Below are 22,796 nucleotides of genomic sequence, written 5' to 3'. Positions count from 1 at the left end.
GCATGAGCCCGTACTCGTGCGCGCACCGGACGGCCGCCGCGGTCACCGCTGCTCCCCGACCTGCTCGGCGGCCTCGGCGCGCTGCTCGGCCTCGACGATGGCCGCGTGCGCGGCGGCGAGACTCTGCTGCGCCCGGCGGACGGCGGCCTGCTGTCCACCGGCCTCGCGGCGGAACTGGTCGGCCTCGACTATCTCGGCCTCGACGTGGGTCCGCAGCAGCGACGCCTCGGCCGCGGTGAGCGTCCGGCCACGCTGTACCCGGGAGAGGAGTACGAGCAGGGAGTCGCGGCGGGCGGTACGTTCCTGCTCCCGTGCGGCACGGCGGTTCATGGGGAGGCTCCTTGCGGTGGGGTCGAGGGGCGGTCGCGCGCGGGGCGGGTGGCGACCGGTCGCGCGCTGGTCGTCGGGAGGCTTAGAACGGGGGCTGATCCCGCTGATTGCTCCAGGAGTCGGCGGCCGGGCGCTGGTCCCAGCCGTTCGTCTCACGGGCGGCTCCCGGGGCGCCGGTGGCCTTGGTGACAACGGCGGTTGCGCGGAGCAGGCTCGGGGCGACTTCGTCGGCCTGGATGTCGTACGACGACCGGCGGTTTCCTTCCTTGTCGTCGTACTGGCGCTGGGTGAGGCGGCCGACGACGACCACGCGCATGCCGCGCTGCACTGATTCGGCGACGTTCTCGGCCTGCTGGCGCCACACGGCGACGCCGAGGAACAGCGGCTCGCTGTCTTCCCATGCGTTGGCCTGCTTGTTGAACTTCCTTGGCGTCGAGGCGATGCGGAAGTTGCAGACGGGCGCGCCATCAGGGGTGAAGCGCAGTTCGGGCTCGTTCACGACGTTGCCGGTCATGGTGATGGTGGTCTCGCCGGACATCAGGCGGCCGTCCTTTCGGGGGTGGGGCGGGGGGAGCGGAGGGGGATGACGGGTGCGCGCTGCTGGTCGCGTGCGGCGGCGCGGGCGGCGCGCTGCGAGGCGGTCTTGCAGGCGCGGCACTTCCGGGTTCCGTTGGGCGCGACGTAGGTGTTGGCGTCGTCGTAGGTGTGGCCGGCAGGGCAGGCGGTGACGGCGGCTCGTCGGGCGACGTGGTTCGCGCTGGCGAGGATGTTCTCGCGGTGGGTGATGGCCCGGAGGTGGGCCGGGTTGACGCACGCGCGGTTGCGGCAGATGTGGTCGACGTCGAGGCCGTCGGGGATCGAGCCGTTGGCCTGCTCGTAGGCGAACCGGTGGGCCTTGACGGTGCGGCTGTTCCAGAAGGTGCCGTAGCCCTTGGCGTTGCGGGCGCCGGTCCACTGGTGGCAGGGGCCCGGCGCCCCGCGGACGAGGGAGGTGGGTCCGGTCCGGTCCACCTTGGAGGCGAACCGGACTGACGCGGGGCGTGGTGTGGGAGCCATGGGCCCTTCCTCCGGGACGTAGGGCAAGGTCGTTCCAAATGTTCCAGCCGCGAATGAACGTTGACCGTTCATGAGTGGACGATAGCTCTTGTTGTGCGTGCTCTACGACCCGTTCCGGGGGGGGGGCTAGCTGTTGCCGGAGTCGTCGAGGGTGATCGTCCACCCGTGCTCCACCAGCTCGGTCACGATCTCCTCAGCTACGGCCGCGGGAGATTCGTGGGCGTGTCGGTAGGCGTCCTCGACGGCGGCCCGGATCGCGGCGCGGGCGGCGAGCGGAATCAACGCTGAATCCTGGCGCGGACCTTGTCCAAGCGGGATGGGTGCGCCTTCGCCCGCGGGACGCGGTGCCGGTTGCGGCAGGGCTCGCCGACTCCGACGCCGCAATGCGTGCACGGCTCGTCGTACGGGTCCGGCTCCCCTCGGGCGGTGAGGGCGTCACGCTCGGCCCGAAGGGGCCGGAACGGCGCGAGGGCGGCGGCGACTCCGCTCGGGATGCGGCGTCCCACGGTGGCCAGCCGCGCGGCCACCTCCGGCCCCGGGGCGCCGCCGGTCAACTCCCGGTGAGTCGACGCCATGACGGCCCCCGCCGCGACCGCCTGCCGGGCGCCCAGCAGTTCCGCCCGCCACGCCGCGGGGTTGTCAGGGTCGGCCGCCGGGGTCGGGTCGGTGTGGCGGCCGAGGACATCGGTCCTGAACACATGCCACGGACGCGAGACATCGCTCGGCTTGATCGGGTACGGGCTGGTGGCGATGTGGCGGCGTACGACCCGCGAGGCGTCCCAGCTCATGCCGGCCGGATGCGGGGCCGTCGGTGGGACGTCGGCGAGCAGGTCGGCCCACTGGTCGAGCGTGTCGGCGGCGGCCTGCTCGTCAGCGGGCGCGCTGCGCGGGTCGAGGCGCACCACGTAGGCGAGCAGCGCGGCAACTTCCTGACGGTTCACTGGGCGGGCTCCTTGGGTGTGGTGGCGAGGGCGGCGGCGAACATGTCGGCCGCGGCGGCGACCCGGCCACGGCGCGGCCCGGCGGCGAGGGGGATCACGTCCGCTCCCGGCGTGGTCGGGGCGCCCGCCGGAACGGGCGGGAGCGCCGACCAGCCGGGCAGGAAGTACCGGACGGACCGGGGGCGGCTCCGAGCGTGCTGCCACTGGCCGCGGGCGTGGTCGACCAGCGCGGCGACGGCCGTGCGCTTGATGATCGCTTCCAGGCGGAACCAGTCGGCCGCGGGGAGGTTCCACTCGACGACGATGCCCGCGGCCGTCAGCGCATCGCGCAGCGGCCGGGCGTTCGCCGGAACCGCCGATGTGGTGCCCGCGCCCGCGTAGCTGGCTAGCTCTACCTCCGTAGGAGGTAGAGGGGCCGGGCCGGGTCGGGGGGACCGTGACGGGTTCACCCCGTCACGCTGTGACGACCACCCCTGACCTGCGGAAACATCCGGGAAATCGATTCGATTTGTTGAGGATTCGAGATTTTCCGACGCCGGATCGTCGTCGATTCGACCACGATTCGACGACGAATCGGAAGGATTGCCTTCCTGGTCGCGCCGCTTTCCGGCGGCCTTCACGCGGGCCCGCTGCTGCCGTTCCGCGGCTTTCTGCCGGCCGTCCTCCACCGAGGCCCGGGTCGGGTTGTACGCGAGGAAGTCGTGCATCTGGAAGTCGCTCGGCGGTGGTTGCGGGCAACGAGGGCAGGCGTGACCGTGCTCGTGCCACAGGCCGGACGCAACCAGCTTTCTTGTCTGCGGGGCGGTGCCGTAGAGCTGAGCGACCACGCCGGGTACCGCGCCCTCGGTGAGGTGCTGGGCCGCGTAGGCACCCGCCCGCATCCACAGCCCGATCGCGGCGTTCCCGGCTTTCAACATTTTGGGGTGCGCGTGGGCAGTGTCATCAATCCTGAACCAGGACAAGGGACTTACTCCTTCGCCCCGGGGCGAGGACGGGAACCGCCCTCGCCCCGGGATGTCACAGGGCGGGCGCGGCGGCCGGAGCGGGGAACTTGCTGCGGTTGTTGCACATGTCGCAGTACCGCTTGCCGTTGGCGCGGTGCCGACCGTGTACGTCCTGGTCGTGTTCGCAGGACGGGGGCCGGTGGGCCATGCCGATGATGGCGGCCAGGGCGGCGCGGTCGCGCTGCCGGGTGGCCCGGTCGTCGACGTGCTCGGGGGCGCAGCAGTGCGGTATGCCGCACGTCGGCCGGACCTGCCCGACCGGCTGTCGGCCGGTGCGCAGGACGAACGCGGCGCGGGCGGCCGTGTAGGCGGTACCCCGGTGCTGAAAACGGCCCACCCCGTGAGCGGTGAGGCTGCCCGCGGTCCACTGCCGGTGCCCGCCCTCGGTGGCGCGGGTCCGGGCGGCGAATGCTGCGGCCAACCCGACCGGGGCCTCGGGAGAGGAGGTGTTCACGCTGAGCCCTCCTCGGTTGCGGTAAGGGCGGCGATATGCGCGGCCAGATCCCCGGCGCGCCACGCCGCGGCGACGGCGGCGCGGCCGGTCTTCCGCCATGTCAGCGCGTGGGTACGGGCGCGGGTCGGCTTGATGACGACGCCGGGGACCTCGTGCGCCTCGCCGGTGTCGGCGTCGACCCATTGGGCGCGGCGCGCACCGGTCTTGCCGGGGGGCAGCTCGACGGCGGCCATGTTCGCCAGCAGCTCGACAGCGGCCCACGGTTTGACAGTCCGTACGACCCGCGTTTCGGTCCACTGCTCGTCCGGGAACGTGGTGCGCACCCACCGGGCGAACGCGTCCTCGTCGACGACGGCCGGGCCGGTCTCGCCCCGGCGCAGGGAGATGGTGGCGACCTGCTCGCCGTCGGGGAGCGTGGCGGCGATGCGCTCGGTGCCGTCCCGCTCCGCGGCGGCATCCAACGCCCGCTGAGTGCGGGCCCGTACGTCCTTCTTGGCGGCGGCAACGCGGGCGGCCAACAGATCGAGCACGGCCTGTTCCGCGGCGAGGTCCCGCAGCGACTCGACGGGCTGCACGGTGGTGTCGGCGGCGCTCATGCGGCGGCCCCGGAAGCTTCGAGCAGGTCGTCGCGCATCTCGCGGAGCTGGGCGACGGTGGCGTCGGCGGGCTGGCACTGGAACCGGGCGGCGAACGCCTCGTCGGCCTCATCACGGCTGTTCAGCCCGGCCGCCTTCGCGGCGTCGTACATCTCGCCGACCGCGGCGGCCTGCTCCTGGTCCTGGGCGTGCTCTGCCGACGGAGCAGCCTCGGCGGCCGGGCGGCGGTCCGGCTTCGCCTCGGCACGCTTCTTCGCCGCTACGGCATCGATGCGGGCGAGGTAGTCGGCAGGCGCACCCGCGGCGACGGCCGCCTCGCGCACCTTCTTGAAGTCTTCCGGGTTCGCCGCTCGGGCGGCCTCCGCGATGAAGTCCCGGGGCGGTCCCGACTGCTGCGGGGGCCGGGCCTGCTCCCACGGCCCCGGCTCGGCACGCTGACTCCGCCGCGCCTGCTGCCCGCCCCGCCGCTGCTGTTGGCGCTGGGCCTGCTCGGCGCGGTGCTCCGGGGGCGGGGTCGGGGTGTCACGGTCGCCGTCGTCGATGCTGCGCGCGTCCACGGGGATCATGAGGACTTGCAGCAGCAGGTACTTCATGGCCGCGCTCATGGCCTTGTTGGTGGCCTTGTCGGCGAAGTCGCTTGCCTCGCCCGGGACGGTGGCGAGCAGCGCGTCGCCCGCCGGGCCGTACAGGTAGTACCGCATGGTGAGGCGAACCGTGGTCATCTTCTCGCCGCGGCGCTCGGCGGTCTGCTCGGCGACCTCCGGCAGGATGAACAGCCCGTGTTCCCGCATCGGCCCGGCAACGGCCGACATCAGGTCGTCGATACCGCGGAACATGAACCGCTGCTGCTCGTTGCGCTGGTTCTTCCCCACGGGCGTCGTCCCGCGCATCACCGCGTTGATCACCGCGAACACACGCGGGACGTCCGCCGGGCCCCCGCCGGGCGCCGGCATGTACTGAACGTGTGCTGCTCCGGCGGGAGTTGAAGCCGTGTAGGTGACCGGCGCCGGGCGCTCGGGTGCGGTGCTCATGTGTGGTTCCTGTTCTGGGCGAGATGGGCGCGGGCGGCGCGGGCGGTGAGGTCGTCGGCGAGGCGGATCGCCTCGCGCGGGGTAAGCGTGTCGTCGAGCTGGGAGCCCGACGGGCACTCGGCGAGCAGGGCCTCGCGGGTGCCGTCGGCCTCGGCGGCACGCATCGCGCGGCCGTAGTCCGTGGCGAGCGGCGACGCCTCGGCGTGGTCGTAGGCGGCGACGGCCTCGGCGTGCGCCGTGAGGAGCACACCGAGCGCGTCGGGGTCCTCGGCGTACGCGGTGGCGAGGTCGTCTAGCAACGGGTCGACACGTTGGGCGACCGGCAGACGGACGGCGCGGCCGTCGGGAGTGAGCTGCGGCCGGATCACCGGGCATCACCCTCATGCCGGCCGAGTTCACGCGGGCCGAACGACGTCGCCATCGGGGACAGGCGGCCGGTGCGCACCTCGTACCGGTGGCTCCGGTTCCAGTCGGCGCGGCTGAACTGCTGGTGCAGCAGGTCACGGGCGATGCGGTGTGCGGCCAGCGGTGCGTTGAACGGGCGGCCGTGCCCGTCGAGGAGGAGTACATGCGTCCGGCGCCGGGGGACGCCACCGCGATCGGTCCACACCGGCGTGAGGCGGATGCCGGCGACCTCGGGGGCGAGGGCGGCGAGGGTGCGCGCGATGCGAACCGTACGTATGGCGTCGGTCGCGCGGGGGGTACGGCGGGTAGTCTGCGGGGTCACGACGGAGTTCCCTCCAAGGAGTCGTGACGGGCCGCTCCGGGCGCAATCCGGGGCGGCCCATCGAAGTTTCAGGCGGCGACGCGGAGCGTGGCGGCCGGGGCCTGCTGGGCGCGCTGCTCGCGCTCCAAGCGACGACAGATGAACTCGACCTCGGGGGCGAGGCGGCCAGCGGCGCGGTCGGCGTCGCGGCGGGCACGGGCCCGGTCGAGGACAGCGCGAGCGTTGATGAACGCCTGCTCGCGGGAGATCACGGCACGGCTCATGCGGCGGTCCGCTTGACCAGATGATGCGTCGACACGCCGTAGTGCTGCTCCACCGCCGCGGCCAGCGCCGCGGAAGGGGCACCGTTCCCCCGCCACAGGCGCCACGCAGTCGTACGGGCAACCTTCATGCGGCGAGCGGTGTCGGACGGGCTGGCGTCGCCCAGCTCGCGGGCAGCAGCAATGAACGTAGCTCTGTCATACATAGAAACGTCCTTCCGTGGGCGAACACTTATCGTCCACGGGTGGAACGTTATCAGCGTTCAAGCGTGATCACTAGGAGGAGAAAAAAACCGCGCAGACGGTTTTGATTGGATTGACAAGCCGCCACAAGACCTTCACAATCGGCCACACGTTCGACCAATTGGGGAGGGGATTTCGGGGTGGATCGGACACCGGCCACCTTTGGCCGAATGCCGCTGAGTCATGGTTCGCTCACGCGCGATATGTTCCACCCATGGAACAAGCATCGCGGCAGTTCGCTGCCTGGCTACGTGAAGAACTCATCCACCGCGGCTACGACCTCAGCGCCAGGGGAGGCGGACAGACCAAGTTCGCCGAGCGCTCCGGCATCGGCCGCGCCACCATCAGCCGCCTACTCAGCGGCACCGGCAGCCCTGATACGCGCAGCCTCGGGCTTCTCGCCACCGCGCTCGGACTACCGCTCGGTGAGGTCCTGGTCCGCGCCGGCATCCTCGACCGATCCGAGCTGAAGGCCGTCCGCACCCCAGCGACCGGCGATGAACGCATAACGCCGGAACAGGCCGCCGACGAACTCGGCATCCGCGACACACAGGCCCGCCGCCTGTTCGTGAGCATGACGAAAACCCTTCAACGACCATCCCCTGATAACGGCGACCAACAGGCCGCCGAGCAGTAGCGGCACCCTTGTACGGAGGACAACCCACAATGCGACGCCACCTGCCCGCGTGCGCAATAGCGCTACTCATCGCCGGAATTGCTGTGGGACTACTCGGCCTCCTCAGTCACGACAGCAACACGGTCATGAACGTCGGCATCATCATGGGATTGGTAGCCGTCCCCGGCATCGTCGCCGCTTCCGTCGACCGCGCACACCGCGTCGCCGACGATCAACTCGCCGCATCTCACCGTGCTGGATACGAGCTGGCCCTCGACCACGTCGCCCGCGGCCTGCTCGACGCCCCCGCCCCGCCGAGTCCCGGCCGCCGGGACGACCACGCCGAGCAGGTCGCGGGCAACGTGATCCCACTGCGCCCGCACCCAATCCAGCAATCGGAACGGAAGGCACTGTGACAACAGCGCAGATACCTCCCACGTTCAGGCCGACACGGCTCACGCCTTACGTCGGATACATCCGGGTGTCGACCTGGAAAGAAGAGAAGATCAGCCCCGATCTCCAACGCACGGCCATCCTCGACTGGGCCAAGCGAAACGGGGTCGAGATCACCGAATGGATCGAAGATCTCGACACGACCGGCCGCAACTTCAAACGCAAGATCATGCGGGCCATCGAGATCGTCGAAAAGGGCAAAGAGCAGGGCATAGCCGTATGGCGGTATTCCCGCTTCGGTCGTGACCGCGCGGGGAACGCGATCAACCTCGCACGCGTCGAGACCATCGGCGGCCAACTGGTCAGTGCCACCGAACCAGTTGACGCCACGACGGCGATAGGCCGTTTTCAGCGCGGCATGCTCCTCGAATTCGCCGCGTTCGAGTCCGACCGCATCGGCGAAGCATGGGCGGAAACGCACCAGCACCGCCGCGCCCAAGGGCTACCGGCCACCGGCCGCCCGCGGTTCGGGTACATCTGGCACCGACGGTGGAACGCCAAGACCGAAACCCTGCAAGAAGAAAAGTATGAGCCCGACCCGGACGTCGGGCCGGTCGTCGCCGAGCTGTACCGCATGTACAGCGACGATATCGCCCCGAAGGGGTTCGCAACCCTGTGCGGCTGGCTCAATTCCCAAGGAATCCGCACCAAAGGTGGAAGGCTATGGGGGACCCATACCCTCACCCGCTATATGGATAGCGGGTTCCCTGCCGGCCTACTCCGCATCCACGACCCTTCATGCAAATGCAACGGGCGGAAAACCAACGGTTCTTGCCCCAACTACTTCTTCGCCCAAGGGGCGCACGAGGAGCTGATCGACTACGACCTATGGCAGAAGTACCGAGCCAGGAGGAAAGAGGTCCGGAACACCCCTCCTCGCGCGCGCAACGCCATCTACGAGCTGACCGGAGTTGTCCGGCATGAAGCATGCCGCGGCGGAACCAGCATGACCACCCGGCAGACGAAGAGGGCCGATGGCGAGGTCGTCAACGACATCGGGTACGCCTACCGCTGTTCACAGCGAGCCGCATCCGGCGGCACCAGGTGTGAGAGCGCCTGGATTCCGCGCCGCTCCGTAGAGGGTGAGGTCCGCAAGTGGCTCAAACGGGAAGCTGCGCGGGGCATCGACGCCGCACCGTCCCTTGTGTCCGCCGATGAGCCGCACCTCGACGAGCGGGCCCTCGCCAAGCTGAGGCGAGCCAAGCTCACGGCAGAGTACGAGGCGGCCGAGGCCGCACTTACACGGTTGATCATGGATCAGGCCGAGAACCCTGAGAAGTACCCGGCGGGCGCGTTCGAACGGGCGCGTGACACCTACCTCACGCGGCAGGAACGCATCCGGCGGGACCTCGAAAAGGTCACGGACGTTGCCGAGGCGCCCCGGCGCTCGGACTACCAAACGCTGATCGTAGGCGTGGCGGAAGAGTGGGATTCGTTCAACACCACCGAGCGCAACGCCATGATCAAGCAGCTCGTACGGCGCGTTGTCCTGTGGCGCAAGAAGGGAGAAGACGGCGAACCCATACCGGGAGCCGCGGGCGTAGGAGTGAGGGTCCACCCCCTGTGGGAGCCGGACCCCTGGGAGCCGGCACTTATCTGCCGAGGGCCGTTCGGGACCGTTACGCCCGGCCTCTGGCTGGCTGCCGAACTGGGGATGCGCCCCGACACCTGGGGCGAGATCCCCCCGCGGTAGTGACATACCGCTGGGAACCCCCCGAGAATCGCGCCAGTAGCTACCGGCGCGTAACCGAAATGGGGAGGACCCCGGTGTTCAGCACGATGCAAGAAGTCCCGCTGACGATCTCGCGGATTCTGGAGCACGGCCGCACGGTGCACGGCTCATCCGAGGTCATCACCTGGACCGGCGAGGCCGGACCGCAACGCCGCACCTTCGCCGAAATCGGGAACCGCGCCGCTCAGCTCGCTCACGGCCTACGCGCACTTGGGGTAGGGCCCGGAAGTGTTTTGGGTTCACTCATGTGGAACAACGCCGAACATCTGGAGGCGTACCTCGCCGTCCCGTCCATGGGCGCGGTGCTGCACACCCTCAACCTGCGGCTCCCCGCCGAGCAACTGACCTGGATCGTCCGCCACGCCGAGGACCGCGTCCTGCTCGTCAACGGCAGCCTGCTGCCGCTCCTCGCGCCCCTGCTGCCGCGGCTCGACACCCTCGAACACCTCGTCGTCGTGGGCCCCGGCGACCGCTCCGTCCTGACCGGCGTCCGGCCCGCCGTCCACGACTACGAGGAACTCCTCGACGGCCACCCGGAGCGCTACGACTGGCCCGAGCTGGACGAACGCGAGGCCGCCATCCTCTGCTACACCTCCGGCACCACCGGCGACCCCAAGGGCGTCCTCTACAGCCACCGCTCCCTCTACCTGCACTGCCTCCAGGTCAACACCACCGAAGCCTTCGCGCTCGGCGCCGCCGACCTGGCACTCCCCGTGGTCCCGATGTTCCACGTCAACGCCTGGGGCCTGCCGCACGCCGCGTTCATGGCCGGGGCGTCGCTGCTGATGCCGGACCGTTTCCTCCAGCCCGCGCCGCTCGCCGAGATGATCGAGACGCTGCGGCCCACCATCGGCGCCGCCGTCCCCACCATCTGGCAGGGCCTCCTCGCCGAACTCGACGCCACGCAGCGCGACGTGGCCTGTCTGCGGACCGTCGTCATCGGCGGCTCCGCCTGCCCGCCCGTCCTCATGCGCGGCTTCGAGGAACGCCACGGCATCCGCGTCGTCCACGCCTGGGGCATGACGGAGACCTCCCCGCTCGGCACCGTCGCCCACCCGCCCGCCGGCGCCACCGGAGACGAGGAGTGGCGCTACCGCACCACCCAGGGCCGCTTCCCCGCCTCCGTCGAGCCGCGGCTGATCGGCCCGGCGGGCGAAACGCTCCCCTGGGACGGCGCATCCGCCGGCGAACTGGAGGTCCGCGGCCCGTGGATCGCGGGCGCCTACTACGGCGGCGCGGACGGCGCCCCGCAGCGTCCGGACGACAAGTTCAGCCCCGACGGCTGGCTGCGCACCGGCGACGTCGGCACGATCTCCCCGGACGGCTTCCTCACCCTCACCGACCGCGCCAAGGACGTCATCAAGTCCGGCGGCGAGTGGATCTCCTCCCTGGAGCTGGAGAACCACCTCATGGCCCACCCGGACGTAGCCGAAGCCGCGGTGATCGCCGTACCGGACGACAAATGGGGCGAACGCCCGCTCGCCGCCGTCGTCCTCACCGACGGCGCCACCACCGGCCACGACGCGCTGAAGACGTTCCTCGCCGACCGCGTCGCCCGCTGGCAGCTCCCCGAGCGCTGGACCCGGATCGGAGCCATCCCGAAGACCAGCGTCGGCAAGTTCGACAAGAAGGTCCTGCGACGCCAGTACGCGGACGGCGAGCTGGACGTCACCCACCTCGGCTGAACCGGCCCCCGACGCACCGGAGCCCCCGTAGGTACCTCACCTACGGGGGCTCCGCCGTCGTACGGACGGGCGCTCAGTTCGTCCCGATCTTCGCCAGCAGATCGACGATCCGGGACTGCACCTCGGCGCTGGTCGAGCGCTCCGCGAGGAACAGCACCGCCTCGCCGTCCGCGAGCCGCGGCAACTGCGCCGGATCGAGATCGACGGAGGTGTAGACGACCAGCGGGGTGTGGTCGAGCAGCCCGTTCGCCCGCAGCCAGTCGACGATCCCGGCCCGGCGGCGACGCACCTGCATCAGGTCCATCACGACCAGGTTCGGCCGCACCTGATGCGCCACCGCGACCGCGTCACTGTCCGCCGCGGCCCGCGCCACCTGCATCCCGCGCCGCTCCAGCGACGCCGTCAACGCCCCGGCGACGGCGTCGTTCTGCTCGATCAGCAGCACCCGCGGCGGATGCTGCTCACTGTCCCGCGGCGCCAGCGCCTTCAGCAGCACCGCCGGATCCGCGCCGTACGCCGCCTCCCGCGCCGCCTGCCCCAGACCGGCCGTGACCAGCACCGGAACCTCCGCCGCCCCCGCCGCCTGACGCAGCGACTGCAGCGCGGTACGGGTGATCGGCCCGGTCAGCGGATCGACGAAGAGCGCCGCCGGATACGCGGCGATCTGCGCGTCGACCTCCTCCCGGGAGTTGACGATCACCGGACGGTAGCCGCGGTCGCTGAGCGCCTGCTGCGTGGAGACGTCCGGCGCCGGCCACACCAGCAGCCGCCGCGGATTGTCCAGCGGCTCCGGCGGCAACTCGTCGTCCATCGGCGGCTGCTGCGGACCGAGCACCTCCACGGCGCCGTCCGGCCCGTCCAGCGGCTCCGGCCCCTCACTGCCCTCGTCCGGCGCGGAGACCGCGAACGCCCGGCCCTCGCTCGCGTCCAGCAGATGCGGCTGCGGCGCACCCTGCCCGGCCGCCTGCCGGCGCCCGGCCACCGCCTCCCCGCGCCCGCTCTCCTGCGGCGCGGCGAGCTTACGGCGCCGCCCCGACCCGGCGGCCGGCGTCCCACCGGGCGGCGTACCCCCGGCGGCAGGACCCTGCGCCTGCGGATCGACGAGCTGCTGCGCGAACGGCACACCCTGCCCGAGGGTGCGCACACTGAACGCCCGCCCGTGCGACTGCCCGGGCCCCGGCCCGCCGTCCTCCTCCGGCCGCTGCTCAGCCTCCGCCTCGACGGGACTGGGCCGCCCCCGCCGCCGCCCGGTGGGCGCAGGCGCCTCCCCCTCGGCCGGCACGGCCCCGGGCGCACTCCCGTGCGCCGCCCGCGTCGGCTCGGCGGGCTGCGGCGGCACGGGCTGCCCCGCGCCGACGGGGCCCGTGCCCTGCGGCGGTACGGGCTGACCTGCACCGGCGCCACCGGCGCCCTGCGGCGGTACGGGCTGACCTGCACTGACGGGGCCCGTGCCCTGCGGCGGTACGGGACCGCCGCCGTGGGCCGGGCGCTGCTGCGGCACATCCGGCCGGACCTGCTGCGGCCCCTGCTCCTCGGGCCGCCCGTGCTGCCCGTGCTTGCCCTGACGCACCGGCTGCGGACCGGACTGCCCGGGGAGACCGGGCCCGGCCTGCTGACCCTGCTGCCCGGGGAGACCCGCACCGGCCTGCTGACCTTGCTGACTCTGCTGACCCGGAAGCCCGGGCCCGGCCTGCTGCCCCGGAACGCCCGCACCGGGCCGCACCGGGCCGCCCGGCTGCTGCTGCGGACCCACCGCATGCGGACCCACCGCACCGGCCGCCGCCTCTTCGTCGGACTGCGCCACCAGGCCCTCGGGACCCGCCACGAACATCCCGGACGCCTCGGAGTCCGCCATCGCGGCCGCCGCCCGCTCCTCGGCCGCGGCCCGCCGGGCCCGCCGACGGCCGGTCGGCTCCTCCTGCCACTCGCCCTGCGGCACACCGGGGTTGACCGCCGGCTCCAGCCCGGCCGGACCCGCCGGGGCCCCGGCGGGCTGCGCCGGACCGTTCGCCACCGGCCGCCGCGCCCGGCGCCGCCCGGTGCCCTCGGCCTGCGCGGGCAACTGCCCGGCGACCGCGGGCAACGCCGGCAGCCCGGAACCCGCAGCCGCCCCGGAAGGCGTCCGGTCCGCCGCCGCCGGCGGCAACGCGAACGGCGACCGCGCACCGCCCGCCGCCTGCTGCTGCCCGGCGCGCTCCGCCGCGTCCGCCCGGCCCGGCGCCTCCGCCAGCGCCCGGCGTGCCCGCCGCCCACCGCTCTGCTGCCCGGCACCCTGCGGCGCCACCTGCTGCATCTGCCCCGGATGCCCGACCGGCGTCAACTGCGCCGCACCCGTACCACCGGCCTGCGCCGGACCGTCGGCCTGCGCCGTGCCCGCACCACCGGCCTGCGCCGGAGCCGTGCCCGCACCACCGGCCACCGGACCCGTGCCCGCACCGCCCGGCAGCGCCGGAAGCCCGCCCGTCGCGTTCCCCGGCCGCGCCGCCCGGCGCCGCCCGCCCGCCGCGCCCTCGGGCGCCCCGGACGCGTCGCCCCCGGCCGTACCGTCGCCCGGACGCCCGGCCCCGGCGGTCCCACCGGGCCCGCCGTCCGCACCGTCACCGTCCGGCCGGACCCGCCGGTGACCACCGGCGGACGTGCCGTCGCCGACCGCGTGCCCGGCCCCGTCCGAACCACCGGCCGCCCCGGACCCGCCCGGGCCCGACGGCTCCGTCCCGCGCGCCCGCTGCGCCGGGAGCGGCATCACCGTCGTCCCCTCGCCCTGCGTCTCCGGCGCCCGGACGCCGCCCGCGGGCACCGTGCCGTCCGCCGCCACCGGCAGCTCCAGCACGTACGCACTGCCGCCCGCGCCCTGACCACCCGGCACCTTGTGGGTCTGCATCAGCCCGCCGTGCTGCCGCACGATGCCCCGCGCGATCGGCGCGTGCACCGGATCGCCGCCGCCGTACGGGCCGCGCACCTCGATCCGTACGACATCGCCGCGCCGCGCCGCGGCCACCACGATCGTCGAGTCCTGCGGCCCCCGGCCGCCCGCGCCCTGACCGGCCGCGTCCGCCGCCGGCATCCGGCCCGTCGAGTCGACGCCCGCCACATCCGCGATCAGGTGCGACAGGGCCTGCGCCACCCGCTCCGCGTCGACCATCGCCTCGATCGGCGGCGCGTGCACCGCGAACTGCGCCCGGCCCGGCCCGATCAGATCGATCGCGCCCTCCACACCGGCCGCCACCACACCGTCCAGCGACACCTTCGCGCGCCGCAGCTTCTCCGCCCCGGCGTCCAGCCGCTGATAGCTGAGGACGTTGTCGACGAGCGTCGTCATCCGCGCGTGCCCGGCCGCCAGGTGGTGCAGGATCTGGTTGGCCTCCGGCCAGAGCTGCCCCGCCGGGTCCGAAGCCAGCGTCCGCAGCTCCCCGGTCAGCTCCTCCAACGGCCCGCGCAGCGCCTGCTCCAGCACCGCCAGAAGCTGCGTGTGGCGCGCCGCCAGCGCGTCGTACGGCCGCCGGTCGGTGAACGTCATCACCGCGCCGACAAGCTGATCACCGTCGCGCACCGGAGCCGTCGTCAGATCGACCGAGACCGATTTGCCGTCCTTCGCCCACAGCGCCTGCCCGCGCACCCGGTGCTTGCGCCCGGACCGCAACGTGTCGGCCAGCGGCGTCTCCTCCCACGGCAACGGCGAACCGTCCGCCCGGGAGTGGTGCATCAGCGGATGCAGCTCCTTGCCGCCCAGCTCACTCGCCCGGTACCCGAGGATCTGCGCCGCCGACGGATTGACGAGGACGACCTTGCCGTCCGCGTCGACACCCACGACCCCCTCGGCCGCGGCCCGCAGGATCATCTCCGTCTGCCGCTGCTGCCGCGCCAGCTCCGTCTCGGTGTCCAGCGTCCCCGTCAGATCCCGCACCACCAGCATCAGCAGCTCATTGCCGGTGTAGCCGTTGCGGTGATCCGCGTACGCCGCCTCGAAGGCCGACTCGTACGGAGTGCGGCCGTCCTCCAGATTGGCGCTGGTCACCTCGACGAGCAGCTCACTGCCGTCGGTCCGCCGGGCCACCATCCGCGTCGGCTTCGTCCGCCCGCCCTCGGCGTCGGCGTCGTGCCGCCGCATCGAGCCCGGGATGCGCTTGGAGTCGAACGACGGCAGGAGGTCGAGGAGCCCGCGCCCCACCAGGGCGGTACCGGGCGCCTCGAACGTCTCCAGGGCGATGGCGTTGGCGTTGACGACCGTGCCGTTGCAGTTGACGAGCAACAGCGCGTCAGGAAGGGCGTCCAGTATGGCTGCGAGGCGAGCAGCGCCTCGGGATGGCCTGCTGCTCACGACGACGCTTCCTCCCTGTTACCGCACAGTGCCGGCCCGGCTGGGCGGGCCGCTGGAAGGGAGTCTACGGGCAGTTGCCGTGGACGCCGAGGCGGACGAGGGGCAGGTGACACCCCGGCCGGGTGCGACTCGCCGCACGCCCGACATGTGCCCCGCGTCCTGACCTGCCCGCCCACTCCACCACGAAAGGGCTCGGGCATCGCGTCATGAACCGGTCGTCGGGAGCAGCGGCTCGAACCGGTCCCAGCGGGCGATCTCGCAGCCGTTGGTCCGCCGGAAGTCGGCCTCGACCGGCCGCCCGGCCCAGTACCCGGATACGTGCGCGGTGATCGGACCGCCGTAGATCATCGTGCACTTCGCCGCCTGCGGAACCGCCGCGAACGCGTCCTGCCCCCACCGCGTCATCCGGTCCAGCCGGTCACACGCCCCCGCCGCGTCGAAGTGGTTCCCGCCGTCGGGGTGGCAGAACAGCTCGTACCGCCCGTCGACCCCCGCCGCCCCGGAGCGCGTCACCGTCACCGTCAGATGATCCGCGGGCCGCAGCCGCCCCGCGCCGTCCGCGCCCTCGCCCGCGGCGCGCGTGACGGGCCCCGGCAGCCCGGAGACGCCCCGGTGGTGACGGTGCCCGGTGGGCGGCCGCAGACCCGTACGGTCGAGCACCCCGGCAGGCCCCGTGGGGTTCGGCCCCGCGGCGCGCTCCCCGTGCTGCGGCAGCGGGATCGGCGCCCCCGAGGCGGCGGGCGCGGCCAGCGCCAGCGCGGCAGCGGCGGCCACCACCGGCGCGACGACGGTCAGCAGGGACTTCCGGCGATACGGCATCAGGGCTCCAGGGAAGAGAACGGAACGGGCGCGCGGCACGCACCCACCGGGGCACCCCGCGGCCACGCCGCACCCGGCCCCACCCCTCTAACGCGCCTCCCGCCCCGACGTTTCGCCGGTGGAACGTCTTTGCCGCGGACCCGATGCGCCGAGTACCGTGGGGGGCGATTGGTGACAGCCCACAGAGCTGTGCCATCATCTGGACACGCCACAGCGCTCACGCGCAGGTGTGTGGAGGCGTCGCCTAGTCCGGTCTATGGCGCCGCACTGCTAATGCGGTTTGGGGCTTACCCCCCATCGAGGGTTCAAATCCCTCCGCCTCCGCTCCCAGTCCTCCGGGCCCCTTCTCTTCACGAGAAGGGGCCCGGAGGCGTTTCCGCCCCCTCCGCGCGATCCGGGCGGCCCCACCGGAGAGGCGACAGGCCGGCCAGGCGTCCGCAGAGGAACGCAGGACGGGCGGGCAGCGGACGAGCGGGCCTTCCGTGCGACCGGTGATCGCGGGCTCCGCCCTACGGCGGCCCGCCGCGGAGTCCCGGCATCGATCTTCACCACCGCTCCGGCCCGGCCCGAGGCCCTGACCGTCCTCCGGAACGCGCCCAGCCCCGTCGATCTTCAACGTTTTCCCCGGGGCGCCCTCGGGGCCCCGCTCCTCAGAACGCCACCTCAGAGACGTTTCCGCAGGTCAGGTGGGGTGTGGGCAATGGATTTCGCGTCACGGCGCGGTTCATGTAATGTTGTTCCCGCAACGCCGACCGGCAAGAAAAACCGCCGGAAAGCCAAGCGCTCGTAGCTTAACGGATAGAGCATCTGACTACGGATCAGAAGGTTGCAGGTTCGAATCCTGCCGAGCGCACCGCAGGCCGGAGGCCCCGTCGAGAAATCGACGGGGCCTCCGGCTTTTTGCCGTGACGGCGGTCGTTCTGTGGGGGCGGGGTGCTCGCCACGCCGTCGGCGGGTGGTGCGCCTCCGGTGGAGCGGCGCCGGGGCGGGGAGTGGCGCGTAGGCGTAGGCCGACGGGGTTGCCGGCTGCGGTGATGTGGTGGCCGGGGCGGGCCGGGCGCTGTCGGCCGGGGCGGGGAAGGGGCGCTCCACGAGGCATTACGTGTACGGCTCCGCTGTCGGGGCCGGTGCCCGGTGGTCCGCGGGAGTCCGTTCGGTCGGTCTTTCCCGGCGCCCGTCAGGCGAAGTCGATCGCCGCGAGGGCGGGGCCGGTGAGGGCCAGGACGTACTGGAGTGTGACGGTGCGCCGTCGGGTGGTGTGGGTGATCGCGTCGGTGGGGAGGCAGAGCGCCGCCAGGCCCGTGACGGCGGAGAGGCCCATGGAGAGCTGGGACGCGCCCAGGAAGGGGCCGCTCGCGCCGTCTCCGGAGTACGCCTGCTGGAGGACGACGATGACGAACGCCCCGTAGGCGACGGCGAGCAGGGGGAAGCCGAGCCCGGCGAAGACGCGGAGCGCCCGTGTGGAGGGGGCGAACGGGTCGGGGGCCGCGGGCGGGGTGGGGGCGGTGGAGCGGGTGGCGGGTGTGGTCATGGTGGCCACCCTGGTGCGTGTGCGCGGGCTCCGCATGGTGGCGGGTACTCAGGCGTGGCGGGGGCGGTACTCAGGGCTGCCGCGCTCTTGCGGCCGTGGTCGGTGCGGGTGGCCGGGCCGCTCACGCCAGGCGTCGCGGTACCACCACGACCTGGTCCGGGTCCTCGTAGATGACGTGGCCGGGGGCGTGGGAGTGGAGGCGGTGGCAGGGGATGCGGTGGGTTCGGAGGATGGCGAGGTAGCCGTCGACGCGGGTGATCAGGTGGGGGGATGTGGACTTGAACCAGGCGGCGGCGCCGGGGTGGCGGGTGCGGTCGTAGACGGTGGGGTCGACCTCGGCCGGGTTGGTGAAGTGGGTGTCGTACCAGTCGTTGGAGGTGCGGCGGAAATGTTCCTGGGCCGGGGTGAGGAGGCCCTGGCGGGCGAGGTTGTTGACGAGGGCGAAGACGCCGGGGAAGTGGCCGCGGTCGTTGCGGGTGGCGCCCTGGAAGCGGACGTAGTGGGGGATGGCGGGAGCTGGGGTGGGGGCGACGGAGCCCGGGCCGGGGCCGAGGCCGGTCGGGCGGGGGTGTGGGGGCACGGGGCTCCTTCGGGTGGGCTTGTGCGGGGCGTGGCTGTACGGGCCGGGAAGCCGGCGGGGTGGGGGAGGCGAGGGGGCGCGGCGCGGAATCGGGCCGTGGGGGCGGTGGTGTGGAGAGGCCGGTCGGAGCGGGGCTTCGGTGTGGGTGTGGGGTGCGGTCCGGGGGCTGAGGCCGGCGGGGTGAGGTCCTGGGGGCGTAGGGGTGTGCGGGGGGGCGAGGGGGTGGGTGAGGAAAGGATTAGGCATTGGTGCGGAGTTCGCGTACTGTTTTGTTCACCGACGCGGGGTGGAGCAGCTCGGTAGCTCGCTGGGCTCATAACCCAGAGGTCGCAGGTTCAAATCCTGTCCCCGCTACTGACGCCGTAGGCCCGGTGGATTCGTCCACCGGGCCTACGGCTTTTTTGCGTGCGGTACGCGGCTGTGGCTCGTGGCGGGCGGGTCTGCCGGGGCGGGGAGGGCCGGTGCGGTGGCCTGTCGGACCGGGTGTGGCGGGCGTGGATCGGTGGTGACGGCGGGGGCGTTGCTCGGGCTCGGGGCGGTGTCAGTGGGTGGTCGTACGCTTGCGGGGTGTGGCGATGTACGGGTCCGCGGTGGGCGTTGGAGGGGGCGGCGGAGGGAGAGCGGGGGTTTCGGCAGGGGCTCGGGTGGTACTGCGCCGAGCGGGGTGCGGAGCGGGTCAGTGCGCTGCCCGCGGGGAAGAGGCTGGCGTTCTCCGTGGTGGGGGAGCGGCGGTGCCTGGGGGTGCGGCGGGGCGGGCGGTGGCTCGTCTGCCCGTACGAGGCGGTGATCGGGGGCGCGGCGGCCCGGGATCAGTGTGAGGCGTGTGCCCGGCTGGACCGTTCGCGGTCGGTCGCGGCGGACACCATGGCCGATGATCCGCGTCCGTACGGCGTCTACCTCGCGTACTTCGGGCCCGGGCTGGTGAAGGTCGGGATCACCGCGGCCGAGCGCGGGGCGGCGCGGCTGGTGGAGCAGGGGGCGGTGGCGTACGCGTGGCTGGGGCGCGGGCCGCTGATGGCGGCGCGGCGGGCGGAGGCGGTGCTGGGGAGCGCGCTCGCGGTGCCGGACCGCTTCACCAAGGAGGCGAAGCGGGCGGCGCGCGGGGCGTTGCCGCCGGTGGCGGAGCGGCGCGCCGAGCTGGCCGAACTGCACGCGCGTGCAGGGGAGTTGAACGGATGGCCGGAGACGCTGGCGCCGGTGGACTTCGCGTTCGGCGATCACAGCGGGGTGTTCGGGCTGGCGCGGGTCCCGGCGGGCGCCGCCGAGCTGGGGGCGATGTCGCCGGGTGCCGAGGTGGTGGGGGAGGTCGTGGCGGGGGTCGGGGCGGATGTGTATGTGCGGGTGCGGGTGGGTGAGGCGGGGGCGGTGGTCGGGGAGGCAGGGGCGGTCGGTGAGGTGGTCGCGGTGCTCGATGCCCGGTTGCTGTCCGGATGGGTGCTCGGCGCCGCGCGCGGGGAGGTGACGACGGTTCCCGTGCGGGACGCGCCGTACGGGGGGCGGGAGCGGCGTCGGGGAGAGGAGGGGGGAGGCGGGCAGGAGGGGTTGTTTTGAGGTGCGGTTTCCGGGGCGGGGCGGGGCGGGGCGGCGGTGTGGCGTGGCCGGTCCTGGGCCGGGAGGGCGGTTGGGGTGGGGTGTGTGGGTGGCGGTGATGTTGCGGGGCTGAGGGGGTGGGGTGGCCGTTCCGGTTGGGGTGGATCGGTGCGGTGTGTGGCCTGGTGGGCGGCTCGGTGTGCGGGGTGATGCTGGTGGCTCGGTGGCTGGCGACTCGGTGCGTGTGGCGGGGTCGGGAGTGGGGCGGTGCGGGGTGCCCGCCTTGAGGGTCAGGGGGTGGTCGTCGCGGTTGTGGCTGCGGCTGTGGTGAGGGCGTGGAGGGCGGTGCGGAGTGCGGTCAGGGTTGCTTCGTCGGTGACGCGTTCGGTGGCGGGGTCCACCTTCGGGCCGATGGCGGGGATTTCGAGGCAGGCGTCCGTGATGACCTGGCCCGTCATCATGCGGAGCACTTCCCGCAGTTGCGCGTTGGCGTGATCGCCGCCGGTGGGGAACGGTGACGCGGTGATCACGGCGACCGGTTTGCCGACGCATTCGCCGCTGCTGACCAGCCAGTCGAGCGCGTTCTTGAGTGCGCCCGGGATGCCATGGGCGTACTCGGGGCTGACGATGAGCAGCGCGTCGGCGGCGGCGACCGCGGCGCGGAGGGTGGCGACCGGCTCGGGCGGGGTGGCGTCCTCACCGTCCAGATCGGGGTTGAAGTGCGGTAGCGCGGCGATGTCGGCGGTGGTGGCCGGGCCGTCGAAGAGGTCGAGGGTGGAGCGCAGCACGGCGCCGTTCGAGGAGCGGGCGCGCAGGCTGCCGGAGAGGGCGACGAGTCTCATGCGGTGACCGTACGACCGGGCGTCGGGGCGGTGGGCGGCGGGCGGCCGACGGGCGCGGGGCTGGAGGCGGGGCGCCGACCCCCGTTGGGGACGGCGACTGTGGCGGGGCTGTGGCCGGCCGGTGTTTCTCGGCTGCGCGGAGCGAGGGCGGTGCGGGGTCCGGATCTGCTTGACGTGCTTGTGCTTGTGCTTGTGCGGGGTCGGGTGAGGGGCGGGGCCGTGTCCCGGGCGATGTGGTGTGGGCGGGGCGTGCGGGGAGGGCACGGCGGGGGTGTTTTGGTCGCGCGGGTGAGGACGCGGGTGCACGGGGGGGCGTCAGGTCGTGGTGTGCGGTGCGTTGTTGCAGGTCAGGGCGATTGTCAGTGGTGGGTGGGAGAGTGGGGTGCAGTGATCGGGGTGGGCCGCGCGGGGGGCGGTCCAGCTCGGTCATGGCCAGGTTGTTCAGGGCGAGTTGCGGTACGGGGGAGCCGATGAGAGGGGGCGGAAGGGGGCTGGGCCGGGCGGGGGCGTGAGCGTGGTGCGCAGGTCGTGACGGGCCTGAGTCGGAGAGGGTCGACGGGCACCGCGGGGCGAGGCTGGCTCGTACGGGGAGGGGGCGGATGCAGTGGGCACGGGGGACGACGGGGCGAGCGCTGTGCCGGTCCGGTGTCGCACAGACCTGGCGCCTACGGGGGCGTGGGGGGAGAGGGAACGGAGGAGGAAGGAGGAGCGGGGGTGCTCGGGCTGTGACGGGCTCGGGCTGCTGGAGGGTGTCGGGCCGCCGGGGGCCGGGGCGTGGGCCCAGGCCGGAGAGGCGGGCGGGGGGCGGAGCTGTGGAGACACCTGCGGGGATGCGGGGGCGGCCCTGCGGTGGGGGGCTTCGCGGGAGGCGGAGTTCGTCAAGGGAAGCGTGCGGGGGGGCTCCTGCGAAGGGAGGTGCTGGAGGGCCGCGGTGACCGCTGGAGGGATCTGCGGGTGCGAGGGAGAAGCGGAGGGGCCCGCGCGGGGCGTCAGGGGGAGAGCGCGGTGGCCCGCCGGAAGGGCTGTGACGGGCTCGGGCTGGAGGTTGTCGGGCCGCCGGGCGCCGGGGCGTGGGCCCAGGCCGGAGAGGCGGGCGGGGGCTGGGTGCCGGCCTTGGGGGGGCGGGGGCAGACGGGATTCTCAGGGGATTCACAGGAAGGGGAAAGGGGGCTCTCACGGGGGAGGGGGAGGTTCGGGGCATGACCGTGACTTCATCGCCGTCCGCTGTTTCCGCGGGGCCTTCGGGTGCCCGGCCGTACCGGTCCGCCGTGGGGGGCGGCGGGGAGGCGCGTGCGCCCGGTGGGCAGCCGGGGCTGCGGCGGGCGGACGGGGGCCCGGTGCGGGTGCTGGTGGTGGACGACGAGCCCTCGCTCGCGGATCTGCTGTCGCTCGCGCTCCGATACGAGGGGTGGGACATCAGGGCCGAGGGTGACGGTGCCGGTGCGCTGCGCTCGGCCCGGAGCTGGCGGCCGGACGCGGTACTGCTCGATGTGATGCTGCCGGACATGGACGGGCTGACGGTGCTGGCCCGGCTGCGGCGTGAACTGCCGGATGTCCCGGTGCTGTTCCTGACGGCCAAGGACTCCGTCGAGGACCGGATCGCCGGGCTGACGGCCGGTGGCGACGACTACGTCACCAAGCCGTTCAGCCTGGAAGAGGTGGTGGCGCGGCTGCGGGGGCTGCTGCGCCGGGCGGGGGCCGCGGCGGCGAAGAGCGCCTCGGTGCTGACGGTCGGCGACCTGACGCTGGACGAGGACAGTCATGAGGTGACGCGGGGTGGGGACGACATCCGGCTGACGGCCACCGAGTTCGAGCTGCTGCGGTACCTGATGCGTAACCCGCGGCGGGTGCTCAGCAAGACGCAGATCCTGGACCGGGTCTGGAGCTACGACTTCGGGGGGCAGGCCAACGTCGTCGAGCTGTACATCTCGTACCTGCGCCGGAAGATCGACGCCGGACGGGAGCCGATGATCCACACCCGGCGCGGCGCGGGCTATCTGATCAAGCCTGCCGGATGACACGAGCACGGAGGCGGGCGCGGAGCGGAG

General features: G+C 73.1%; 24 protein-coding genes and 3 tRNA genes. 9 read left to right on the top strand and 18 right to left on the bottom strand.

What is annotated here, in order from left to right; genetic code table 11:
* Positions 1–42: 42 nt before the first annotated feature.
* From ACGH2B_RS12415 to ACGH2B_RS12355, 13 genes are all read right to left on the bottom strand, one after another.
* Positions 43–330, bottom strand: a complete 288-nt coding sequence (locus ACGH2B_RS12415) for a hypothetical protein (protein ID WP_399087992.1) — start codon at positions 328–330, stop codon at positions 43–45.
* Between the two features lie 82 nt (positions 331–412).
* Positions 413–868 carry a single-stranded DNA-binding protein gene (ssb, locus tag ACGH2B_RS12410; RefSeq protein ID WP_399087990.1) on the bottom strand — a complete coding sequence of 152 codons (456 nt, stop codon included), beginning with the start codon at positions 866–868 and terminating at the stop codon, positions 413–415.
* Positions 868–1,386 carry an HNH endonuclease signature motif containing protein gene (locus ACGH2B_RS12405; RefSeq protein WP_399087988.1) on the bottom strand — a complete coding sequence of 173 codons (519 nt, stop codon included), beginning with the start codon at positions 1,384–1,386 and terminating at the stop codon, positions 868–870. The genes ssb and ACGH2B_RS12405 overlap by 1 nt, the downstream gene beginning before the upstream one ends.
* A 126-nt stretch (positions 1,387–1,512) precedes the next feature.
* Positions 1,513–1,668: a hypothetical protein gene (locus ACGH2B_RS12400; RefSeq protein ID WP_399087986.1), complete on the bottom strand. Its 156-nt coding sequence runs from the start codon at positions 1,666–1,668 to the stop codon at positions 1,513–1,515.
* Entirely contained in the window at positions 1,665–2,327 is a 663-nt protein-coding gene (locus ACGH2B_RS12395; protein ID WP_399087984.1) for a cell surface glycoprotein, read from the bottom strand. The genes ACGH2B_RS12400 and ACGH2B_RS12395 overlap by 4 nt, the downstream gene beginning before the upstream one ends.
* Positions 2,324–3,244, bottom strand: coding sequence for a mucin-2 (locus ACGH2B_RS12390; RefSeq protein WP_399087982.1), 921 nt, complete (start codon positions 3,242–3,244; stop codon positions 2,324–2,326). Before ACGH2B_RS12390 ends, ACGH2B_RS12395 begins: the two co-directional genes overlap by 4 nt.
* Positions 3,245–3,344: 100 nt before the next feature.
* Positions 3,345–3,785, bottom strand: a complete 441-nt coding sequence (locus tag ACGH2B_RS12385) for a hypothetical protein (protein ID WP_399087980.1) — start codon at positions 3,783–3,785, stop codon at positions 3,345–3,347.
* Positions 3,782–4,381 (bottom strand): hypothetical protein, encoded by a 600-nt coding sequence (locus tag ACGH2B_RS12380; RefSeq protein WP_399087978.1) that lies wholly within the window; start codon positions 4,379–4,381, stop codon positions 3,782–3,784. The genes ACGH2B_RS12385 and ACGH2B_RS12380 overlap by 4 nt, the downstream gene beginning before the upstream one ends.
* Positions 4,378–5,412 (bottom strand): ERF family protein, encoded by a 1,035-nt coding sequence (locus ACGH2B_RS12375; protein WP_399087976.1) that lies wholly within the window; start codon positions 5,410–5,412, stop codon positions 4,378–4,380. The genes ACGH2B_RS12380 and ACGH2B_RS12375 overlap by 4 nt, the downstream gene beginning before the upstream one ends.
* Complete coding sequence (locus ACGH2B_RS12370) at positions 5,409–5,780, bottom strand: hypothetical protein (RefSeq protein WP_399087974.1); 372 nt, start codon at positions 5,778–5,780, stop codon at positions 5,409–5,411. The genes ACGH2B_RS12375 and ACGH2B_RS12370 overlap by 4 nt, the downstream gene beginning before the upstream one ends.
* Positions 5,777–6,139 carry a hypothetical protein gene (locus ACGH2B_RS12365; protein ID WP_399087973.1) on the bottom strand — a complete coding sequence of 121 codons (363 nt, stop codon included), beginning with the start codon at positions 6,137–6,139 and terminating at the stop codon, positions 5,777–5,779. Before ACGH2B_RS12365 ends, ACGH2B_RS12370 begins: the two co-directional genes overlap by 4 nt.
* Positions 6,140–6,207: 68 nt before the next feature.
* Positions 6,208–6,402, bottom strand: a complete 195-nt coding sequence (locus ACGH2B_RS12360) for a hypothetical protein (protein ID WP_399087971.1) — start codon at positions 6,400–6,402, stop codon at positions 6,208–6,210.
* Positions 6,399–6,605, bottom strand: coding sequence for an XRE family transcriptional regulator (locus tag ACGH2B_RS12355; protein WP_399087969.1), 207 nt, complete (start codon positions 6,603–6,605; stop codon positions 6,399–6,401). Before ACGH2B_RS12355 ends, ACGH2B_RS12360 begins: the two co-directional genes overlap by 4 nt.
* 251 nt (positions 6,606–6,856) lie before the next feature.
* On the opposite strand from ACGH2B_RS12355, the gene ACGH2B_RS12350 reads away from it, so the two are divergent.
* The 4 genes from ACGH2B_RS12350 (at position 6,857) to ACGH2B_RS12335 (ending at position 11,128) form a co-directional block, all read left to right on the top strand.
* Positions 6,857–7,279: a helix-turn-helix domain-containing protein gene (locus tag ACGH2B_RS12350; RefSeq protein ID WP_399087967.1), complete on the top strand. Its 423-nt coding sequence runs from the start codon at positions 6,857–6,859 to the stop codon at positions 7,277–7,279.
* Positions 7,280–7,362: 83 nt separating this feature from the next.
* Positions 7,363–7,674: a hypothetical protein gene (locus ACGH2B_RS12345; RefSeq protein ID WP_399087965.1), complete on the top strand. Its 312-nt coding sequence runs from the start codon at positions 7,363–7,365 to the stop codon at positions 7,672–7,674.
* Positions 7,671–9,404 carry a recombinase family protein gene (locus ACGH2B_RS12340; protein WP_399087963.1) on the top strand — a complete coding sequence of 578 codons (1,734 nt, stop codon included), beginning with the start codon at positions 7,671–7,673 and terminating at the stop codon, positions 9,402–9,404. Before ACGH2B_RS12345 ends, ACGH2B_RS12340 begins: the two co-directional genes overlap by 4 nt.
* Before the next feature lie 74 nt (positions 9,405–9,478).
* Entirely contained in the window at positions 9,479–11,128 is a 1,650-nt protein-coding gene (locus ACGH2B_RS12335) for a long-chain fatty acid--CoA ligase (protein ID WP_399087961.1), read from the top strand.
* Between the two features lie 73 nt (positions 11,129–11,201).
* Here the strand turns inward: ACGH2B_RS12335 and ACGH2B_RS12330 are convergent, their stop codons facing one another.
* Together ACGH2B_RS12330 and ACGH2B_RS12325 are read right to left on the bottom strand one after the other, a co-directional pair.
* Positions 11,202–15,446, bottom strand: a complete 4,245-nt coding sequence (locus tag ACGH2B_RS12330; protein WP_399087959.1) for a PAS domain-containing protein — start codon at positions 15,444–15,446, stop codon at positions 11,202–11,204.
* A gap of 204 nt (positions 15,447–15,650) precedes the next feature.
* On the bottom strand, positions 15,651–16,265 hold the full coding sequence (locus ACGH2B_RS12325; protein WP_399087957.1) for an SSI family serine proteinase inhibitor: 615 nt from the start codon (positions 16,263–16,265) through the stop codon (positions 15,651–15,653).
* A gap of 233 nt (positions 16,266–16,498) precedes the next feature.
* On the opposite strand from ACGH2B_RS12325, the gene ACGH2B_RS12320 reads away from it, so the two are divergent.
* Positions 16,499–16,589: transfer RNA gene (locus tag ACGH2B_RS12320), tRNA-Ser, on the top strand.
* Between the two features lie 456 nt (positions 16,590–17,045).
* Positions 17,046–17,118: transfer RNA gene (locus ACGH2B_RS12315), tRNA-Arg, on the top strand.
* Positions 17,119–17,442: 324 nt separating this feature from the next.
* Here ACGH2B_RS12315 and ACGH2B_RS12310 read toward each other — a convergent pair.
* Together ACGH2B_RS12310 and ACGH2B_RS12305 are read right to left on the bottom strand one after the other, a co-directional pair.
* Positions 17,443–17,796: a hypothetical protein gene (locus tag ACGH2B_RS12310; RefSeq protein WP_399087955.1), complete on the bottom strand. Its 354-nt coding sequence runs from the start codon at positions 17,794–17,796 to the stop codon at positions 17,443–17,445.
* A 121-nt stretch (positions 17,797–17,917) separates the two neighbouring features.
* Complete coding sequence (locus tag ACGH2B_RS12305; RefSeq protein ID WP_399096962.1) at positions 17,918–18,304, bottom strand: hypothetical protein; 387 nt, start codon at positions 18,302–18,304, stop codon at positions 17,918–17,920.
* A gap of 352 nt (positions 18,305–18,656) precedes the next feature.
* Between ACGH2B_RS12305 and ACGH2B_RS12300 the strand changes: the two genes are divergently transcribed.
* Positions 18,657–18,730 (top strand) — tRNA-Met (locus ACGH2B_RS12300).
* Positions 18,731–18,973: 243 nt separating this feature from the next.
* Complete coding sequence (locus ACGH2B_RS12295) at positions 18,974–19,927, top strand: DUF2797 domain-containing protein (protein ID WP_399096959.1); 954 nt, start codon at positions 18,974–18,976, stop codon at positions 19,925–19,927.
* 269 nt (positions 19,928–20,196) lie between these two features.
* Here ACGH2B_RS12295 and ACGH2B_RS12290 read toward each other — a convergent pair whose 3' ends face one another.
* Entirely contained in the window at positions 20,197–20,748 is a 552-nt protein-coding gene (locus tag ACGH2B_RS12290; RefSeq protein WP_399087953.1) for an NADPH-dependent FMN reductase, read from the bottom strand.
* Between the two features lie 1,199 nt (positions 20,749–21,947).
* Between ACGH2B_RS12290 and ACGH2B_RS12285 the strand changes: the two genes are divergently transcribed.
* Entirely contained in the window at positions 21,948–22,766 is an 819-nt protein-coding gene (locus ACGH2B_RS12285; RefSeq protein ID WP_399087951.1) for a response regulator transcription factor, read from the top strand.
* The last annotated feature ends 30 nt before the right edge of the window (positions 22,767–22,796 follow it).

Source organism: Streptomyces sp. BBFR2, from assembly GCF_044497305.1.
Taxonomy (GTDB): domain Bacteria; phylum Actinomycetota; class Actinomycetes; order Streptomycetales; family Streptomycetaceae; genus Streptomyces.
Note: the sequence above shows the minus strand (reverse complement) of the source record. Positions and strands in the feature narration are given on the sequence as shown.

Excerpts from the sequence above, each read along its gene's own strand:
- ACGH2B_RS12415 (WP_399087992.1), bottom strand. The coding sequence starts at position 330 with ATGAACCGCCGTGCCGCACGGGAGCAGGAACGTACCGCCCGCCGCGAC.
- ssb (WP_399087990.1), bottom strand. The coding sequence starts at position 868 with ATGTCCGGCGAGACCACCATCACCATGACCGGCAACGTCGTGAACGAG.
- ACGH2B_RS12405 (WP_399087988.1), bottom strand. The coding sequence starts at position 1,386 with ATGGCTCCCACACCACGCCCCGCGTCAGTCCGGTTCGCCTCCAAGGTG.
- ACGH2B_RS12390 (WP_399087982.1), bottom strand. The coding sequence starts at position 3,244 with ATGTTGAAAGCCGGGAACGCCGCGATCGGGCTGTGGATGCGGGCGGGT.
- ACGH2B_RS12380 (WP_399087978.1), bottom strand. The coding sequence starts at position 4,381 with ATGAGCGCCGCCGACACCACCGTGCAGCCCGTCGAGTCGCTGCGGGAC.
- ACGH2B_RS12375 (WP_399087976.1), bottom strand. The coding sequence starts at position 5,412 with ATGAGCACCGCACCCGAGCGCCCGGCGCCGGTCACCTACACGGCTTCA.
- ACGH2B_RS12360 (WP_399087971.1), bottom strand. The coding sequence starts at position 6,402 with ATGAGCCGTGCCGTGATCTCCCGCGAGCAGGCGTTCATCAACGCTCGC.
- ACGH2B_RS12355 (WP_399087969.1), bottom strand. The coding sequence starts at position 6,605 with ATGTATGACAGAGCTACGTTCATTGCTGCTGCCCGCGAGCTGGGCGAC.
- ACGH2B_RS12350 (WP_399087967.1), top strand. The coding sequence starts at position 6,857 with ATGGAACAAGCATCGCGGCAGTTCGCTGCCTGGCTACGTGAAGAACTC.
- ACGH2B_RS12325 (WP_399087957.1), bottom strand. The coding sequence starts at position 16,265 with ATGCCGTATCGCCGGAAGTCCCTGCTGACCGTCGTCGCGCCGGTGGTG.
- ACGH2B_RS12310 (WP_399087955.1), bottom strand. The coding sequence starts at position 17,796 with ATGACCACACCCGCCACCCGCTCCACCGCCCCCACCCCGCCCGCGGCC.
- ACGH2B_RS12290 (WP_399087953.1), bottom strand. The coding sequence starts at position 20,748 with ATGAGACTCGTCGCCCTCTCCGGCAGCCTGCGCGCCCGCTCCTCGAAC.
- ACGH2B_RS12285 (WP_399087951.1), top strand. The coding sequence starts at position 21,948 with ATGACCGTGACTTCATCGCCGTCCGCTGTTTCCGCGGGGCCTTCGGGT.